Source organism: Altererythrobacter litoralis, assembly GCF_036324225.1.
GTDB classification, from domain to species: Bacteria; Pseudomonadota; Alphaproteobacteria; order Sphingomonadales; family Sphingomonadaceae; genus Erythrobacter; species Erythrobacter litoralis_A.
This window is the reverse complement of sequence record NZ_JAZDQV010000003.1, coordinates 212098-227393: the sequence shown is the minus strand read 5'-3', so window position 1 is coordinate 227393 and position 15296 is coordinate 212098. Positions and strand designations below refer to the sequence as shown.

At 63.4% G+C, this 15296-nt stretch carries 15 protein-coding genes; 8 read left to right on the top strand and 7 right to left on the bottom strand.

What is annotated here, in order from left to right; genetic code table 11:
- The first annotated feature begins 3 nt into the window (after positions 1–3).
- The 4 genes from VRS74_RS04800 (at position 4) to pal (ending at position 3224) form a co-directional block, all read left to right on the top strand.
- Positions 4–444, top strand: a complete 441-nt coding sequence (locus VRS74_RS04800; RefSeq protein ID WP_354144099.1) for an ExbD/TolR family protein — start codon at positions 4–6, stop codon at positions 442–444.
- A 14-nt stretch (positions 445–458) separates the two neighbouring features.
- Positions 459–1238, top strand: a complete 780-nt coding sequence (locus tag VRS74_RS04795) for an energy transducer TonB (protein WP_354144098.1) — start codon at positions 459–461, stop codon at positions 1236–1238.
- Entirely contained in the window at positions 1235–2638 is a 1404-nt protein-coding gene (tolB, locus tag VRS74_RS04790) for a Tol-Pal system beta propeller repeat protein TolB (protein WP_354144097.1), read from the top strand. Before VRS74_RS04795 ends, tolB begins: the two co-directional genes overlap by 4 nt.
- A gap of 67 nt (positions 2639–2705) precedes the next feature.
- On the top strand, positions 2706–3224 hold the full coding sequence (gene pal / locus VRS74_RS04785; RefSeq protein ID WP_354144096.1) for a peptidoglycan-associated lipoprotein Pal: 519 nt from the start codon (positions 2706–2708) through the stop codon (positions 3222–3224).
- Here the strand turns inward: pal and VRS74_RS04780 are convergent.
- Positions 3221–3391, bottom strand: a complete 171-nt coding sequence (locus tag VRS74_RS04780) for a hypothetical protein (RefSeq protein ID WP_354144095.1) — start codon at positions 3389–3391, stop codon at positions 3221–3223. The two genes, pal and VRS74_RS04780, sit on opposite strands and share 4 nt — an antisense overlap.
- A 171-nt stretch (positions 3392–3562) precedes the next feature.
- Between VRS74_RS04780 and VRS74_RS04775 the strand changes: the two genes are divergently transcribed.
- Positions 3563–4096 (top strand): J domain-containing protein, encoded by a 534-nt coding sequence (locus VRS74_RS04775; RefSeq protein ID WP_354144094.1) that lies wholly within the window; start codon positions 3563–3565, stop codon positions 4094–4096.
- Between the two features lie 151 nt (positions 4097–4247).
- Complete coding sequence (locus VRS74_RS04770) at positions 4248–5603, top strand: DUF418 domain-containing protein (protein WP_354144093.1); 1356 nt, start codon at positions 4248–4250, stop codon at positions 5601–5603.
- 3 nt (positions 5604–5606) lie between these two features.
- On the opposite strand, the gene VRS74_RS04765 is transcribed toward VRS74_RS04770, so the two are convergent.
- From VRS74_RS04765 to pdeM, 6 genes are all read right to left on the bottom strand, one after another.
- Positions 5607–6401 (bottom strand): SDR family NAD(P)-dependent oxidoreductase, encoded by a 795-nt coding sequence (locus VRS74_RS04765; RefSeq protein ID WP_354144092.1) that lies wholly within the window; start codon positions 6399–6401, stop codon positions 5607–5609.
- A 45-nt stretch (positions 6402–6446) separates the two neighbouring features.
- Positions 6447–7766, bottom strand: coding sequence for a cystathionine gamma-synthase family protein (locus tag VRS74_RS04760; RefSeq protein WP_354144091.1), 1320 nt, complete (start codon positions 7764–7766; stop codon positions 6447–6449).
- A gap of 208 nt (positions 7767–7974) precedes the next feature.
- A complete protein-coding gene (locus VRS74_RS04755; RefSeq protein ID WP_354144090.1) occupies positions 7975–9387 on the bottom strand; it encodes an SLC13 family permease in 1413 nt (470 codons plus the stop codon).
- A gap of 105 nt (positions 9388–9492) precedes the next feature.
- Positions 9493–10641, bottom strand: a complete 1149-nt coding sequence (locus VRS74_RS04750; protein ID WP_354144089.1) for a DUF547 domain-containing protein — start codon at positions 10639–10641, stop codon at positions 9493–9495.
- Positions 10642–10864: 223 nt separating this feature from the next.
- Positions 10865–11383 (bottom strand): translation initiation factor IF-3, encoded by a 519-nt coding sequence (gene infC, locus VRS74_RS04745; protein ID WP_354144151.1) that lies wholly within the window; start codon positions 11381–11383, stop codon positions 10865–10867.
- Positions 11384–11478: 95 nt separating this feature from the next.
- Positions 11479–12186 carry a ligase-associated DNA damage response endonuclease PdeM gene (pdeM, locus tag VRS74_RS04740; protein ID WP_435521370.1) on the bottom strand — a complete coding sequence of 236 codons (708 nt, stop codon included), beginning with the start codon at positions 12184–12186 and terminating at the stop codon, positions 11479–11481.
- A gap of 44 nt (positions 12187–12230) precedes the next feature.
- Here pdeM and hemF point away from each other — a divergent pair, with 44 nt between their 5' ends.
- Both hemF and VRS74_RS04730 read left to right on the top strand, forming a co-directional pair.
- Positions 12231–13088 carry an oxygen-dependent coproporphyrinogen oxidase gene (hemF, locus tag VRS74_RS04735; RefSeq protein WP_354144088.1) on the top strand — a complete coding sequence of 286 codons (858 nt, stop codon included), beginning with the start codon at positions 12231–12233 and terminating at the stop codon, positions 13086–13088.
- Between the two features lie 111 nt (positions 13089–13199).
- Positions 13200–15290 (top strand): RelA/SpoT family protein, encoded by a 2091-nt coding sequence (locus VRS74_RS04730; RefSeq protein ID WP_354144087.1) that lies wholly within the window; start codon positions 13200–13202, stop codon positions 15288–15290.
- The last annotated feature ends 6 nt before the right edge of the window (positions 15291–15296 follow it).

The following is a 15296-nucleotide window of genomic DNA, read 5'->3' as shown; positions in this document are numbered from 1 at the left end:
GGTATGGGTTTGGCCTCCTCTGGCAGGGCGGGGCGGCGCAGCCGCCGCGCACCGATGGCCGAGATCAACGTGACGCCCTTCGTCGACGTGATGCTGGTGCTGCTGATCATCTTCATGGTCACTGCACCGCTGCTTGCTTCGGGCGTGCCGGTGGAGCTGCCGGAAAGCCGAGCGAACCCGATCGACCAGACGCCCGACCAGGTGACGATCTCGATCGATTCCACGGGCACGATCTATATCGATGACCAGCGCGTGCCTGCGGGTGCACTGCCCGAGGCGCTGGCCGGGATCGATCGCGGGGCCGACGGGCAAGGCCCGGTGATCGTGCTGCGCGGCGACCGCGGCCTGGCCTATGGCAGGGTGATGGCGGTGATGGGCGAACTCAATCGCGCGGGGTTCAACTCGATCTCGCTGGTCACCAACAGTTCAGTTTCGCCGCCATAATCCGGCTGGACATCATGGAAGCGACAGCACTGCGGAGGGAGGAAAAGCTCGGCCTGGCGATTGCGCTGGGGCTGCACCTTATGCTCGCGGGCGTGCTGCTGTTCCAGCCGGGCCCGGGCGAAGGGCTCGAAGTGCCCGAGCGTATGACGGTGAGCCTCGCGACCGACGTCTCGCTGCGCTCGACCTCTCCCGATCCGGTCGCTGAAAGCCGTGCCGCGATGGCGCCGGTCGTTGCCGAAGAGGCGCAGGCTCCGGTCGAGCAGCCCAAACAGCCGGAACGTTCGCGCGAGCGCACGCCGGTCGATCAGGCGCCGCCTTCGCGCAATGCCCGCAATGCGGTGCGCGAAACCCCGCGCCAGCAGGCCGCTCAGCAGCCGCGCCAGGCCACTGGTACGCAGATTGGCGAGAACTTCCTTGAAGGTTCGGGTTCAAGCCGGGCCAGCGATGACACGCGCATCCCGGCCAACGAAATCGGCGCGAGCGCCAAGGCGAGCCTGATCCAGTCGATCTCGCGCCAGATCAAGCCGCATTGGAATGCACCCTCAGGTGTCGATGCCGAATTGCTGGTGACTGAGCTGGCGTTCGAGCTCAATGAAGACGGCAGCCTGAAAGGGCGGCCGCGGGTGCTGCGCCAATCAGGCATCAACGCCTCCAATCGCCCGCAGGCGAGCCTGCACGCCGAACGCGCGATCCGCGCTGTGCAACTTGCCGCGCCGTTTGACTTGCCTGCAGAGTATTACAACGCATGGAAGTCGATCCGCGGAGCCCGTTTCGATAGGAATTTGTCACGATGAAATATCTGCTCTTCGCCATTGCATTCGCCGCTGCGCCGATCGCAGCGCAGAACCAGGATCTGGGCAGGCCGGTGGCCGAAGGCGGGCAGGTCGAGACGACCGGCACCGATGCCTCTGGTGAAGAGGCCAATGGCGGCCTGACCTTCACCGTCACGGATGAAAGCGATTGGGCCGACCTTGGCGTCGCGATTCCCGGCTTCGCCGCCGATCGCGACGTGCCGACTCCGGCCAATGCCGATGGTACCGCGGCGCTCGGACGCGAGATCGCCCGTGTGATCACCGCCAACCTCCAGAACAATGGGCTGTTCAAGCCGGTCGGGCCGAACAGCCTGCCGCAACCGACATTTGCCGAGATCACTTCGCCCAGCTGGGGAACCTGGCGCGGGCGCGGCGCAGAAATGCTGGTGCACGGCTATGTGCGGGCGCGGAGCGACGGGCGGCTGGTGGTCGGCTGCTACCTCTATGACGTTGCGCTGCAGGATGAGCTGGTGCGCGAGGGCTGGGTCGTGCCGCCGGCCGACTGGCGGCGCGCGGCGCACAAGTGTTCGGACCTGATCTATGCGCGGCTGACTGGCGAAAGCCCGTTCTTTGACAGCCGCATCGCCTATATCGCTGAAACCGGGCCGAAGGACAGGCGCGTCAAGCGGCTTGCGATCATGGACAGCGATGGCGCCAACCACCGTTTCCTGACGTTGGGCAGCGCCACTGCACTCACCCCCCGCTATTCGCCCGATTACAAGCGGCTGCTCTATCTGTCCTATGTCGATGGCAATCCGCGGCTCTATGTCTATGACATCGGCACCGGCCAGCAGACGCTGGTGACGCAAAGCAGCAACCCTACCTTTGCGCCGCGCTGGAGCCCCGACGGGCGCTACATCCTCTATTCGATGGCGGTGGCGGGCAATACCGACATCTATCGCGTGCCGACGAGCGGCGGGCAGAGCGTTCGCTTGACCGATACGCCGGGGATCGACATCGGCGGTTCCTATTCGCCCGATGGCAGGCAGATCGTGTTCGAAAGCGACCGTTCGGGCAGCCAGCAATGCTATGTGATGAATGCCGATGGCACCAACCAGCGGCGCATCAGCTTTGGCGGCGGGCGTTGCGCCACGCCCGAATGGAGCCCGCGCGGCGACCAGATCGCTTTCACCCGCATCGCAGGCGACTTCAACATCGCGGTGATGAGCCCCAATGGACGCAATGTCCGTGCGCTCACCAACGGATGGCAGGATGAAGCCCCGACATGGGCGCCCAACGGGCGCATCGTGCAATTCTTCCGGACCGAGCGTAATACGGGCCGGTCATCGCTGTGGCAGGTCGACCTGACCGGCCGCAATGAAAGGAGACTGCCGACGCCGGTCGACGCGTCGGATCCGGCCTGGGGACCGATTCTCCCCTGATCTGATTCAAACAAGCAGCGGCCGCCCCCTTCACACAACGCGCGCCGCCCATCGAAAGGGAAGTATCATGAATATCGGAATGAAGACTGCGATGCTTCTGGCGGGCACGGCTGCCATGGCCGCCTGCGCCAAGAAGGCTCCGGAAGAACTGCCTCCGCCGCCGCCCTCCACCACCAGCACTCCTGCTCCCGCGCCGGCGCCCACTCCCACCGGCCCGCGCGTCGGCAGCCAGGCGCACTTCGAAAATGCGGTGAACGGGCAGAACGTGATCTATTTCGATACTGATCGCTTCAATATCGACAGCGAGGACTCGGCGCGTCTGCAGACGCAGGCGCAATACCTTGCGCGCTATCCGCAGGTCTCGATCACGATCGAAGGCCATGCGGACGAACGCGGCACGCGTGAATACAACCTCGCGCTGGGTGAACGTCGCGCCAATGCGGCGAAGAATTTCCTCGTCAGCCTTGGCGTAAATGCGGGCCGCATCGCCACAGTAAGCTATGGCAAGGAACGCCCGGTGGCGCTGGGCTCGAACGAAGAAGCCTGGGCGCGCAACCGCCGCGCTGTCAGCGTGGTGGTGAATTAATCAAGGAAGATCGACGGACGCGGCAGGTCGAGAGCGGGGCTCTCGGCCTGCAAGCCCGCAAAGCCTTCTCCGCTGCGCAGGCCCGAATGGTCCGGCGTGACGAACAGCGCCATCGCCGCCATGGCGAAGGTGGCGAAGCTGCTGGAAATGGCGAGTTGCTTGCTCATCGGGGGTCTCTCGGGGCGCGTCTAGCGCGCATATATTTACGATTTATTGCATTGCAACATTTCGCATCGAAACTGGTTCCCACACCTTTCAAACAATCGCAAACGCCCCTAGACTGAATGCTATGTGCGTCAGACGAACGACATGGCAGGCGATTTGCAGCAGGGGTACCCATGCCTAAACCGCGCCGTTCGCTCGACTGGGGTTTTCCGCGCTGGCGGGGCTATGGCAGCTCGCGCGAGGCGGCCAGCGTGCGCCTATGCGATCGGCACGGCTGCGATGAACCCGGCAATTGCCCTGCACCCAAGGCGCCCAACAGCCCCGACCGGTGGTATTTCTGCCAGCAGCATGCGGCGGAATACAATTCGAAGTGGGACTATTTCGAAGGGCTCGACAAGGCTGAACGCGAAGAGCGCGCGCGCACCGAACGGCGCGACAATTCGGGCTATGCCGAAGCTTCGCATTATGGCTGGGCCGGCGCGGGCGACGGCAGCCGCAGCCAGGACGAAATGCGCGCGCTGGGCGTGCTCGAGCTAGAAGCCGATGCCGATTTCGTCGCGATCAAGAAGGCGTGGCGCGAAAAGGCCAAGACGGTCCATCCGGACGTGAAGCCGGGCGACAAGGACGCTGCCGCAGAGTTCCAGAAGCTGCAGCTGGCCTATGAAGTGCTGAAAGCGGCAGAGGAACGCCGCGAATGGAAGGGTTAGAAGCCCACCAACATTCCGCGCGGCCGGATTGCCTTAGCAAACGATAAGCGATAGCCTCCCCTCCAGCAGCATCGTTTCACCGAGGGCGATGCCGCCAGGCATGTGGGTCGCGGCCTCATGTGCTGCCTCGGGGACTGGGGGGGGTTCCCTGATGACCAATGTCGAACAATCGGCTGGCGCTGCTGCGCCCGTCGCCAAATCCAATCGCATCGATTCACTCGATATCCTGCGCGGGATCGCCGTTTTCGGCATCCTGCTGATGAACATTTCCGCCTTCGGGATGATCTGGCAAGCCTATGGCAATCCCTATGCTGCTGGGGGCAGCACCGGGCTGAACCTCCAGCTGTTCGAAATCATGAACGGTGGCTTCGAAGGTACCATGCGCGGCATTTTTTCGATGCTGTTCGGAGCTGGGGTCGTGCTGATGACCGAGCGGATGGAGAATTCCGGCGCGGGCCTCACCACCGCCGAGATCCATTTTCGCCGGATGAGCTGGCTCATGCTGTTCGGCGTGATCCACTGGGCGCTCCTGCTTTGGACCGGCGAAATCCTCTTTCTCTACTCGCTGTGCGGTTTCTTGCTGTTCGCCGTCCGCAAGCTGCCTGCGCGTGTGCAATTTGCGGTCGGGATCGTCGGACTGCTTTATGCCGCCTATTCGGGCAACCAGGATTATCATGAAGTAGCGGCCCAATCCCAGGTTGCCGCTGCCGCACAGGCCGTTGCCGATAGCGGAGCGGCGCTAAGCCCGGAACAGCAGGCGTCGATCGACAGCTGGGCGGAGCGGGAAAGTGAATTCATCCCGACCGAAGAATCGACAGCAATGTTCGAAGGGTGGCATCAGGGCACCTATGTCGAGGCCGTGAAGGGCCAGTTCGATTTCAGCTATTCTTTCCAGTGGACGCACGCGCCGTACTGGATGTTCACGGACGTGCTGCCCTTCATGCTCATCGGGATGGCGCTGCTCAAATGGGGAGTCCTCTCGGCTGAGCGTAACGTGCGCTTCTACCGCCTGATGGTGCTGGTGGGTTATGGCATCGGCATACCGCTGGGGCTTTACGAACTTGGGCTGCTGGCCGCGGGAGATTATGGCCCGGTTGCCGCGGCGGAAGCTGGAAGGACATACCAGTTCAGTCGCCTTGCCATGGTGGCCGGGCATATCGGGCTGGTGCTAACGGTAGTGAAGCTGGGTCTCTTCAAGTGGCTCCAGCAGGGGTTCGCCGCTGCCGGCCAGATGGCGCTGACCAACTATATCGGCCAGACGCTGATCTGCACCTTCCTGTTCTACGGTTTCGGGTTCGGCCTCTATGGCCAGCTTGACCGTGCGCAGCTGTACATGCTGGTGGCGGCGATCGCCGTGGTCGAAATTGTGTTCAGCCTGATCTGGCTGCGCAACTACCGCTTCGGCCCGCTCGAATGGGTGTGGCGCTCGCTGACCTATTGGAAGCCGCAGCCGATGCGGCTCGGTGGCGGCGGGCCGCAGCCGGGCCAGATGCTGGGCGCGACCTGACCGCTACTTGCGCGTATCGATCGCCGGGCTGGGGTTGTCGTTCCACCACGGAACATCCAGCCACGGCCTGGCGTCGATCTCGTGGGTCCAGCAATTGCGCGGTTGCTGCGCGAGGTGCCAGTAGGTTTCGGCAAGCGCGCCAGGATCGACCACGCCGTCTTCGCCCTTGGCATCCTTGAATGCTTCGAACCTGTCGCCCAGCATCTTGCCCAGCGTATCGGGTGAATCGACCGCACCATCGACAATCACATGCGCAACATGCACGCCCTTGGGCGCGAATTCGGCATTGAGCGTCTGGCACAGCATGCGCCGCCCGCCCATCGCCGCGGCGTGGCTATGCTGGCCCGCATTGCCGCGCACCGCCGCCGTAGCAGACGTAACAAGCAGGGTGCCCTTGCCGCGTTCGACCATCGCCGGGAGCATCGCATGCGCGAGGCGAAACAGTCCGAAGCAGCCCAGCCTCCAGCCGAGTTCGAAGGTGCGGTGCGGCGTCTCTTCAAGGCTGCGGTTTCCGATCTGCGCGCCCAGATTGTAGAGCGCGCAATCGATGGGGCCGATGTCGCGTTCGACCCGTTCGACCAGTTCCTCGATCGTGCCGTCCTCGCTCGCATTGAGCAGCGTTCCGGTGGCCGAGCCGCCTGCTTGCTCGATCTGCGTTACCAGCCGGGCGAGGCCTTCCTCGTCGCTGCGGCGCGCCAGCACCGCATGATAGCCCCCGGCGACAAAGCGCGCGGCGGCGTGCCCGCCGATCCCCGCGCCCGCGCCGAGTACCAGGAATACCGGTTTGTCGCCTGCCATGCTGCGCTCTCCTTCGAAATTGTCGCGCGCAGGTTAGGCGAGCCCTCAGACCTTCGCCAGTGCCTGCTCGAAATCGGCGATCAAATCGTCCGGGTCTTCGATCCCGATCGAAATGCGCACGAGATTGTCAGTGATGCCGAGCGCGGCCTTGCGTTCGTCCGGCACCGAGAGGTGCGTCATCGAGGCCGGATGGCTGGCGAGGGTTTCGGTCCCGCCAAGGCTGACCGCGAGCTTGGCTACCTTGAGCGCGTCGAGGAAGGCGAAGGACTCAGCCTCGCCGCCCTTGATGAAGAGCGAGAAGGTCGAGCCGGCGCCGCTGCAATGCCGGTCGAAGATATCCTGCTGGCGCGCATCGCGGATGAAGCCGAGATAGCCCAGGCCTTCGACCTTGGGGTGGCTACGCAAATATTCGCACACTTTGGCGGCGTTCTCGCCCGCTCGCTGCATACGCAATTCGACCGTCTCGAGGCTGCGCAGCAGCATCCATGCGGTGTTGGGATCGGCGATGCCGCCCATGGTGTTGCGGAGTGCGCGGACCGGGTCCATCCACCTTTTGGCGCCGGAAACGCTGCCTGCGACAAGGTCAGAATGGCCGCCGACATATTTGGTGAGCGAGTAGCACACGATATCGGCACCATTGTCGATCGGGCGCTGCCATAGCGGGCCTAGGAAAGTGTTGTCGATCGCGATCGGTGTCACCGAAGGATCGAGCGCGGCGTCGCGCGCCGCCTTCACCGCTTCGACATCGACCAGCGCATTGGTGGGGTTGGCGGGGCTCTCGAGATAGATCATCGCGACCTTGCCGCCATTGGCTTCGGCCTGCGCCTTGGCCTTGGCCAGCACTGCGTCGATCTCTTCGCGGGTCGCGCCGGCGGGGAAGTCGACATAGGTCACGCCGAACTTGCTCAGCACGCGCGCAACGAAGCCTTCACTGGCTGCATAGAGCGGCCCCGAATGCACGATCACATCGCCCTGGCTGACAAAGGCCATCATCAGGATGCAGATCGCGGTCATGCCGCTGGAGAAGCTCAGCGCGTCTTCAGCCCCGTCCCAGATCGCCAGCCGGTCTTCGAGGATTTCCTGGTTCGGCCCGTTGAAGCGCGAATAGACCAGCCCTTCGGCCCCGCCCGCACGCTTGCCGGTAATGCCTTCGAAATGGCGTTTGCCCGCGGCAGCGTTTTCGAAGGCGAAAGTGCTGGTGAGGAAGATCGGCGGCTTGAGCGAACCTTCGGACAGCACCGGGTCATAGCCATAGCCCATCATCAGCGTGCTGGGTTTCATCTGGCGGCCGCCGATCGTGGTGATCGGCTCTTTCGGCTTGCGGCGTGGCGTGGGCTGGTCGACGGCGTCGATAGCGTCGGTCATGGATATTCCTCCCTGTGCGCGGGCGCTGCCGGATTGCCTCTTGGTCAAGGCCGCGTCCGCAACGCTCCTAGGAAGGCAGGAGCCGGTTAAGAGCCGTCCGGGCCGCCCGTTCCTAACCTCCGCAGGAACGCTTCTGCACCGGATGCCTGAAACGATGCCCGCGCGAATACCGCCATGCGAGGCACGCTTCAACCGGTTTCAAATGATATCAACCGGCGATCGACGCGACGCCCCAGACCAAACCGACGATCATGGCGATGCCGAGGATGTCGAGCCCCAGGCCAGCGCCGACCATGCGCTCGATCCGGATTCGACCCGTCGCCCAGGCGATGGCGTTCGGCCCGGTCCCGGCGGGAAGCATGAAGCCCCAGCTGGCGGCGATTGCCGCAGGCATGGCGAGCAGGATCGGGTCTGCCCCCAGCGCAACGATCAGGCTCGCGACTACCGGAATGATCCCGCTGGCTGTCGCGACATTGCTCGCGAACTCGGTCACCAGCACTACCATTGCCACGATCGCCAGCGCAACCAGCGGCAAGGGCACATTGCTGAGCGGGAGCAGTGCCTGCCCCAGCCACTCGGCGAGGCCCGACGCCTGCATCCCGGCAGCTAGCGCCAATCCGCCGCCGAACATCATGATCACGCCCCATGGTGCGCGGTCGGCTTCCTTCCACTCAAGCAGCGGCCGCCCGGTGCCGTCGGGGATCAGGAACAGTGCAAGCCCGGCGAGGATGGCGATCGTCCCGTCTTCCCAACTCCCGCCTGGCAGGTAGGGCTCGACCAGCGGCACGCTCATCCACGCGACGAAGGTCAGCGCGACGAGCGGCACCAGTCGCTTCTCAGGCATTGTCCAGGCCGCATGCGTGTCGATTGCTACCCGCGCCTTGGCGACGTCGAAGGGGTGCGCGGCGACCTTCTGCGTCCGGGCGACGATCCACGCGGCGAGCGGGACGCCGACGATCACGATCGGCATGCCATAGAGCGACCACTCGGCGAAGCTGATCCGCACCCCGGCGATGGTGTCGAGCAGGCCGACTGCAATGGCGTTGGTGGGCGATCCGACCACGGTGCCGAGCCCGCCGATACTCGCGGCAAAGGCGATCCCCATCGGCAGAGCACCTGCGAGCCCCTCCTTGTCCTCATCGGGAACCCCGCCGCCCGCCAGCACCGCCAGCGCCATGGGCATCATGATGAGCGCGGTCGAAGTGTTGGAGATGAGCATGGAAAGCAGTGCCGCGCTGATCATGAAAGCAAGCAGCAATTGCGTTTGCCCGCCGCTTGCGCCGACCATGCGCAGGATGGCGAGGCTCAGCCGTTTGTGGAGGCCGGTGCGCTCGATCGCCAGCGCGATGAAGGCGCCGCCCAGGATCAAGAACAGGATCGGCGAATAATAGCTTGAGGCGACTTCGCGCGCGCTGCCTACTCCGCCGAACGGCAGGACAATGAACGGAAGCAGCGCCGTTGCCGTGAGCGGGATCGCCTCGGTCATCCACCACGCCGCCATCCACACGACCAGCCCCGCGACCAGCCATGCCGCGGCTGGCATGCCGGCGGGCGGCGCGGTCAAGGCAGTCACCGCAAAGGCCAGCGGTCCAAGTATCAACCCGATGCGTTTGGCAGTCATTCTGCTCCCCCGTTGCGACGCTGATGCGTGCTGGCGAGGGGGTAACAAGTCCACACGCCTCGGCACAAGGCCAAAGCATTGTCGGAAAGCAGAATTATCCGGTGGCTATTCGACTTCGACCGGGTTCCCGTCGGCATCGGTCTGCCCGATGATAACGCGGCCAAGGCGGCCTCGCTTAATCAGTGCATTGACCTTGACGGACCGCTCCTGAACGAAACGTAAAACGTTTTGCGGAATTCGCGAACTGATCGGCGAACAATCGCCCATGCCGGTCTGGCCGCCGCCCGCGCCACCGCAGCTTTCGACATTGCTGTAAATCGGGGTGCGCTCGCCGCCGGCAAGGTCGGCGATGTCGTGCTCGTAGATCGAGGCGTTGACGGGACCGGTCTTGGCCAGGATCGACTGCACATCATCGTCGGCGTGATGCCGGATATGCTCGCGCAAGGATTCGGGCCAGTCGGCGAAGAAAAAGGGTCGGGCCTCTTCGTATATCTCGGAAACCAGCAGCGTGTCGCCGCTCGATTGGACGCCGCGCAGGGAGTTCACGAATTCATTGGCCGAGAGTTCAAGCAAGGCGCCGACATTTTCGCCGTTAAAGGCGTTGGACTGCAGCGAAGGACCGCCGATTTCCCCGCGGAAAAAGCCGTAGATCACGTTCGGCTCCTTCCAGTTGGGATAGACAATCCGAGTACGGATGTCGCGCGGGCTCAGGGCCACGCCCCTGATCGTAAGGATGGGCGCTTCGTCGAGCGACCGGCCATCGATCTTGATGCTGCGCGGCTGCCTGACAGGATAGGCGCGGGCGATCTGTTCGACCATCGCCACGTTGTGCAAATTGATCCAGAAGGCCAGCTGTTCGTTACGCGGCATGCTGCCGATATCGACTGTGTTGCCGATGTGCTCGAGGTCTTTGCGGTATTCGGTCAGCGTCTCGATCACTTCGGGTTCCAGCATCGAGAATACGACCCGGTTGCCTTCGAGCCGGTACCTAGACGTATGGCCGTAGACCAATCTCGATCCGACATCCGCGTCCGGCCGGAAGGCATTCTCGCGCAGCGACGGCCCCAGTTCGAGCACGAAGAAATCGAGCGCCTGGTCCCAATGGCTGAAATCGAACCTTGTCGCCCTGCCTGAGGGGTGAGGGACGAACTGCGCGATCGCTTGGCTGGTCGGCGCATCAGAAGTCTCGGCATAGGCCGTCGCTGTGAAAGCAAGGGCGACGATGCCGACACCGGCAAGCAGCGACTTAAGCATAACGGCTCCAATCGGGGTACTGAATGGGCAAACGCGCAATCTGGCGTTCCGTGCCCAGGGGGGTGCAAATCTTTACGCCGCTAAAATAAACGATCCCAATGAACCATCAATGACTTCGGTCGACTAACACAAGTCGCTCGTCGAGCCGTTTGGCACCAGGAAAGAGAAAAGGGCGCGCCTTTCGGACACGCCCCTTGCTCGGTTCCAGAATGGCGGCATCGGTTTACTTCGGAGCTAGCACCATTAGCATCTGGCGGCCTTCGAGCCGCGGGAAAGCTTCGACCTTGGCGATCTCTGCCACATCGTCCTGCACCCGCTTGAGCAGGTTCATGCCGAGTTCCTGGTGCGCCATTTCGCGGCCGCGGAAACGCAGGGTGACCTTCACCTTGTCGCCATGCTCGATGAACTTGTTCACATTGCGCATCTTCACGTCATAGTCGTGCGTGTCGATGTTGGGACGCATCTTGATCTCTTTGATCTCCTGCGTCTTTTGGGTCTTGCGTGCAGCGTTGGCTTTCTTCTGCGCCTCGTAGCGGTACTTGCCCACATCGAGGAACTTGGCCACCGGCGGATCGGCGTTGGGAGAAACTTCGACGAGGTTGAGGCCGAGTTCGTTGGCCTGCTCGATCGCTTCGCGGGTGTACATCACGCCAAGGTTTTCACCTTCGTGATCGATCACGCGTACCTTGTCGGACTGGATAAATTCATCGTAGCGCGGGCCGCTCTTGATAGGCGGGGCCAGCGAACGCCGGGGTGGACGGGCTATGGGGTTTTCTCCTGTTTCAGCCTTGATTCTGTGGCCGCTATGTAGGGACAAACGGGGCCGAACGCTAGGGGTTACGCGGCTTCGCGCCAAAGCGGCAATTGCACCAGCTTTCCCCTCGCCGGAAGCACCGCATCGATCCGGCTGGCGGGCATCAGCGCAGCACGGATTTCGGGTGCGCCCGCGTCCATCCCGCCGGTGAGCGCACCGAAGGCCGGCAGGATCATCCGGTCAGATTTCCCGGCACCACGGCTCACCACCGCGCAGGGGCGGCTGATATGCCGGTCGCGCACTTTCACCCGCACCTTGGGATGGAAATGGCCCGAAAGCTCAGGGCGTGCCTCTCCCGATTGCGCTTCATGCCGCAGGATCACGCCGCCCAACTCGAGCTCTTCCACCAGCGTACCGCCGAAACCGCGTTGCATCTGCCCGTCATGGTTGCCGGTGATCCATACCCAGTCCAGCGCACGGGTCAGCGCCTCAAGCATGCCTGCAGCATAGGGATCGAGCCGCGAAGTGCCACCCTCATCGTGGAAATTGTCACCCAGGGTAATCACGCGCCGCGCGCCGGTCTGCCTGACTGCATCGGCCACGCGCTCCAGCGTCTCGCGGCTGTCATAGGGCGGAAGCATCTGGCCATGGCGCGCATAAAAGCTCGCCTTTTCGAGGTGCAGATCGGCCACCAGCAAGGCCTGCTCGCGCGGCCAGTACAGCGCGCGCCCCTCGGCCAGCAGCAATTCGTGGCCGGCAAATTCCATCGGGGCGAACGAAAGGGGAACCATCGCTCTCACTTGCCGCGCCCCGCGCGCTTTGGCAAGGGGATGCCATGACCGATTGGACACCCTACACCGCCCGCGCGCAGCAATGGTTCGAAAGCCTGCGCGACCAGATCTGCACCGAATTCGAAACGATCGAGCGCGAGGCCGGATCGGACGCAGCCTTCGAATATACGAGATGGAACCGCGAGGAAGCGGGCAATCCCGATCCCGGCGGCGGCACGCGGGGCCTGATGAAAGGCAAGGTGTTCGAGAAGGTCGGGGTCAATGTCTCGACCGTGAAGGGCAATTTCAGCAAGGAATTCGCCGCGACCATCAATGGCGCGAGCGCCGAGGAACCGGGCTTCACCGCCACCGGCATCAGCCTGGTTGCGCATATGGCCAACCCGCATGTGCCCGCGGTGCATATGAACACGCGCTTCCTGACGACCCAGGCGGCGTGGTTCGGCGGCGGGGCGGACCTCAATCCGCCGCTCCCTTATGAAGAGGACACGGCGGATTTCCACGCGCGCTTTCGCGCGGCCTGTGCGGCGCACAATCCGACCTATTACGAACGCTTCAAGAAATGGGCTGACGACTATTTCTTCATCCCGCATCGCGGGGTGCATCGCGGCGTAGGCGGGATCTTCTACGATCACCTCGAATGCACCGACGAGGCGGCGTTCGAGCGCAATTTCGCCTTCACCCAGGATGTCGGGAAGGCATTTCTCGACATCTTCCCGCAACTCGTGCGGCGGCGGATGGGCAGCGAGTTCACGCCCGAAGAAAAGCAGACCCAGCTGCAATGGCGCGGGCGCTATGCTGAATTCAACCTCGTTTACGACCGGGGCACGCTGTTCGGGCTCAAGACCGGCGGCAATGTCGATGCCATTCTCATGAGCCTGCCGCCTGAAGCGGTGTGGAGCTGAATCCTCCGCCGCGATGAGGGCCGCCCCTGCGGGCTGCGCGCACATTGCTTCCGCGCATCCGAGAATTTCCGCATTGCAATAAGCCCCGCTGCACCGCACATTCAGGGCACGATGCTTCGCCAATACGAACTTGTTGAACGGGTCCTCGGTTACGACCCGGACGCCGATGAGGCGGCGCTCAACCGCGCCTATGTCTACACGGTGCAGAAGCATGGTACGCAGCGGCGCGCCAGCGGCGATCCCTATTTCAGCCATCCGGTCGAAGTTGCCGGGCTGATGACCGATCTGAAGCTCGACCAGCAGACCATCATCACCGCTCTGCTGCACGATACGGTCGAAGACACGCTGGCCACGATCGAGGATATCGAAGCCAATTTCGGCACCGATGTCGCGCGGCTGGTCGACGGCGTGACCAAGCTCTCGAAGATCGAGCATATGGCCGAGAACGAGCGCGCGGCGGAGAATTTGCGCAAGTTCCTGCTGGCGATGAGCGAGGACATTCGCGTCCTGCTGGTCAAGCTGGCTGACCGCTTGCACAACATGCGCACGCTGCATTTCATCAAGTCGCCGGAGAAGCGCCAGCGCATCGCGCGCGAGACGATGGATATTTACGCCCCGCTCGCCGAGCGGGTGGGCATGTATGAATACATGCGCGAGATGCAGTTACTCGCCTTCGAGCAGCTTGAGCCCGAGGCCTATGCCACGATCACGAAGAAGCTCGAGGAACTGCGCAGCCAGGACGGCGGGCAGGTCGATGCGATTGCGCTCAAGGTCAAACAGCGGCTCGCCGAAGCGGGGCTCAAGGTCGAGGTCTCGGGCCGCGAGAAACATCCCTATTCGATCTGGAAGAAGATGGCCGAACGCCATGTCAGCTTCGAACAGGTGACCGATATCATGGCCTTCCGCGTGATCTGCGACACCGAGGCGGATTGCTATGCCGCCATGGGCGTGCTGCATACCACGTGGCAGTTCCTGCCGGGCAAATTCAAGGATTACATCTCGACGCCCAAGAGCAACGGCTACAAGTCGCTCCACACTTCGTTGATGTATGAGAATTCGATGCGGGTGGAGGTGCAGATCCGCACCCGCGCGATGCATATGACCAACGAGTTCGGGCTGGCTGCGCATTGGGCCTACAAGCAAGGTGACCGGCCTGACGGGCAGGTCGGCTGGCTGCGCGACCTGATCGAAATCGTCGATGCCAGCCATGATGCTGAGGAACTGCTCGAGCACACGAGGCTGGCGATCTACCAGGACCGCATTTTTGCCTTCACACCCAAGGGCGGGTTGTTCCAGCTCCCCAAAGGGGCAACTCCGGTCGATTTCGCTTTCGCGGTGCATACCGATCTGGGCGCGCAAGCGGTGGGCGCGAAGATCAACGGGCGGCACATGCCGCTGCGCACGCCGCTGGCGAATGGCGATGTGGTCGAAATCATCAAGAGCAAAACTGCGGAGCCGCAGCTTTCGTGGCTCGGCTTCGTCGTGACCGGCAAGGCGCGCGCGGCGATCCGTCGTGCGGTGCGGCTCAAGGAGCGCGCCGAAATCGCCGAAATCGGCCGCAAGCTGTTCGACGAGATCGCCACCAAGGTGCCTGCGCGGATCGGCAAGAAGGCCGTGCGCGAAGCCGTAAAACGGCTTGAGCTGATCGACGAGGAAGACCTGATGTTCGCGATTGGCGCGGCGCGCCTGACCGACCGCGAAGTGATGGAGGCGCTGGTGCCAGGCTGCACCAACGATCTCGGCGACGATGACGACTGGACCCGGCGCGAGCACCAGATCTCGATCCGCGGGCTAACTCCCGGCGTCGGCTTCCACCTCGCCGAATGCTGCCACCCCGTGCCGGGCGACCGGATCGTGGGGCTCCGCAAGAAGGGCGAGCCGGTGGAAGTGCACTCGATCGGCTGCTTCAAGCTTGCCAATGGCGTCGATGCCGACTGGCTCGACCTCAGCTGGGGCCGTCGCTCGCAGGGTGCGGTCGGCCGCTTGCGCGTGACGCTGTATGACCGGCCCGGCACGCTGGCCGAGATGGCGGGGATTTTCGCGCAAAACCATGTGAACGTGAAGGCGCTCGACCAGGTCGAGACCGACCATCCATTCACCACCTATGAGATCGACAGCGAAGTGCAGGATTTGGCGCACCTTACGCGCATCCTCAGCGCCTTGCGAGCGAGTGACGCAGTCGCACAGGCAGAACGGATCTAGGAGGCG

Coding starts and splice junctions, on each gene's coding strand:
- VRS74_RS04760 (WP_354144091.1), bottom strand. CDS start 7,766: ATGACCGACGCTATCGACGCCGTCGACCAGCCCACGCCACGCCGCAAG.
- VRS74_RS04780 (WP_354144095.1), bottom strand. CDS start 3,391: ATGAGCAAGCAACTCGCCATTTCCAGCAGCTTCGCCACCTTCGCCATG.
- VRS74_RS04755 (WP_354144090.1), bottom strand. CDS start 9,387: ATGACTGCCAAACGCATCGGGTTGATACTTGGACCGCTGGCCTTTGCG.
- VRS74_RS04770 (WP_354144093.1), top strand. CDS start 4,248: ATGACCAATGTCGAACAATCGGCTGGCGCTGCTGCGCCCGTCGCCAAA.
- pal (WP_354144096.1), top strand. CDS start 2,706: ATGAATATCGGAATGAAGACTGCGATGCTTCTGGCGGGCACGGCTGCC.
- VRS74_RS04750 (WP_354144089.1), bottom strand. CDS start 10,641: ATGCTTAAGTCGCTGCTTGCCGGTGTCGGCATCGTCGCCCTTGCTTTC.
- VRS74_RS04765 (WP_354144092.1), bottom strand. CDS start 6,401: ATGGCAGGCGACAAACCGGTATTCCTGGTACTCGGCGCGGGCGCGGGG.
- VRS74_RS04800 (WP_354144099.1), top strand. CDS start 4: ATGGGTTTGGCCTCCTCTGGCAGGGCGGGGCGGCGCAGCCGCCGCGCA.
- VRS74_RS04775 (WP_354144094.1), top strand. CDS start 3,563: ATGCCTAAACCGCGCCGTTCGCTCGACTGGGGTTTTCCGCGCTGGCGG.
- tolB (WP_354144097.1), top strand. CDS start 1,235: ATGAAATATCTGCTCTTCGCCATTGCATTCGCCGCTGCGCCGATCGCA.
- pdeM (WP_435521370.1), bottom strand. CDS start 12,186: ATGGTTCCCCTTTCGTTCGCCCCGATGGAATTTGCCGGCCACGAATTG.
- VRS74_RS04795 (WP_354144098.1), top strand. CDS start 459: ATGGAAGCGACAGCACTGCGGAGGGAGGAAAAGCTCGGCCTGGCGATT.
- VRS74_RS04730 (WP_354144087.1), top strand. CDS start 13,200: ATGCTTCGCCAATACGAACTTGTTGAACGGGTCCTCGGTTACGACCCG.
- hemF (WP_354144088.1), top strand. CDS start 12,231: ATGACCGATTGGACACCCTACACCGCCCGCGCGCAGCAATGGTTCGAA.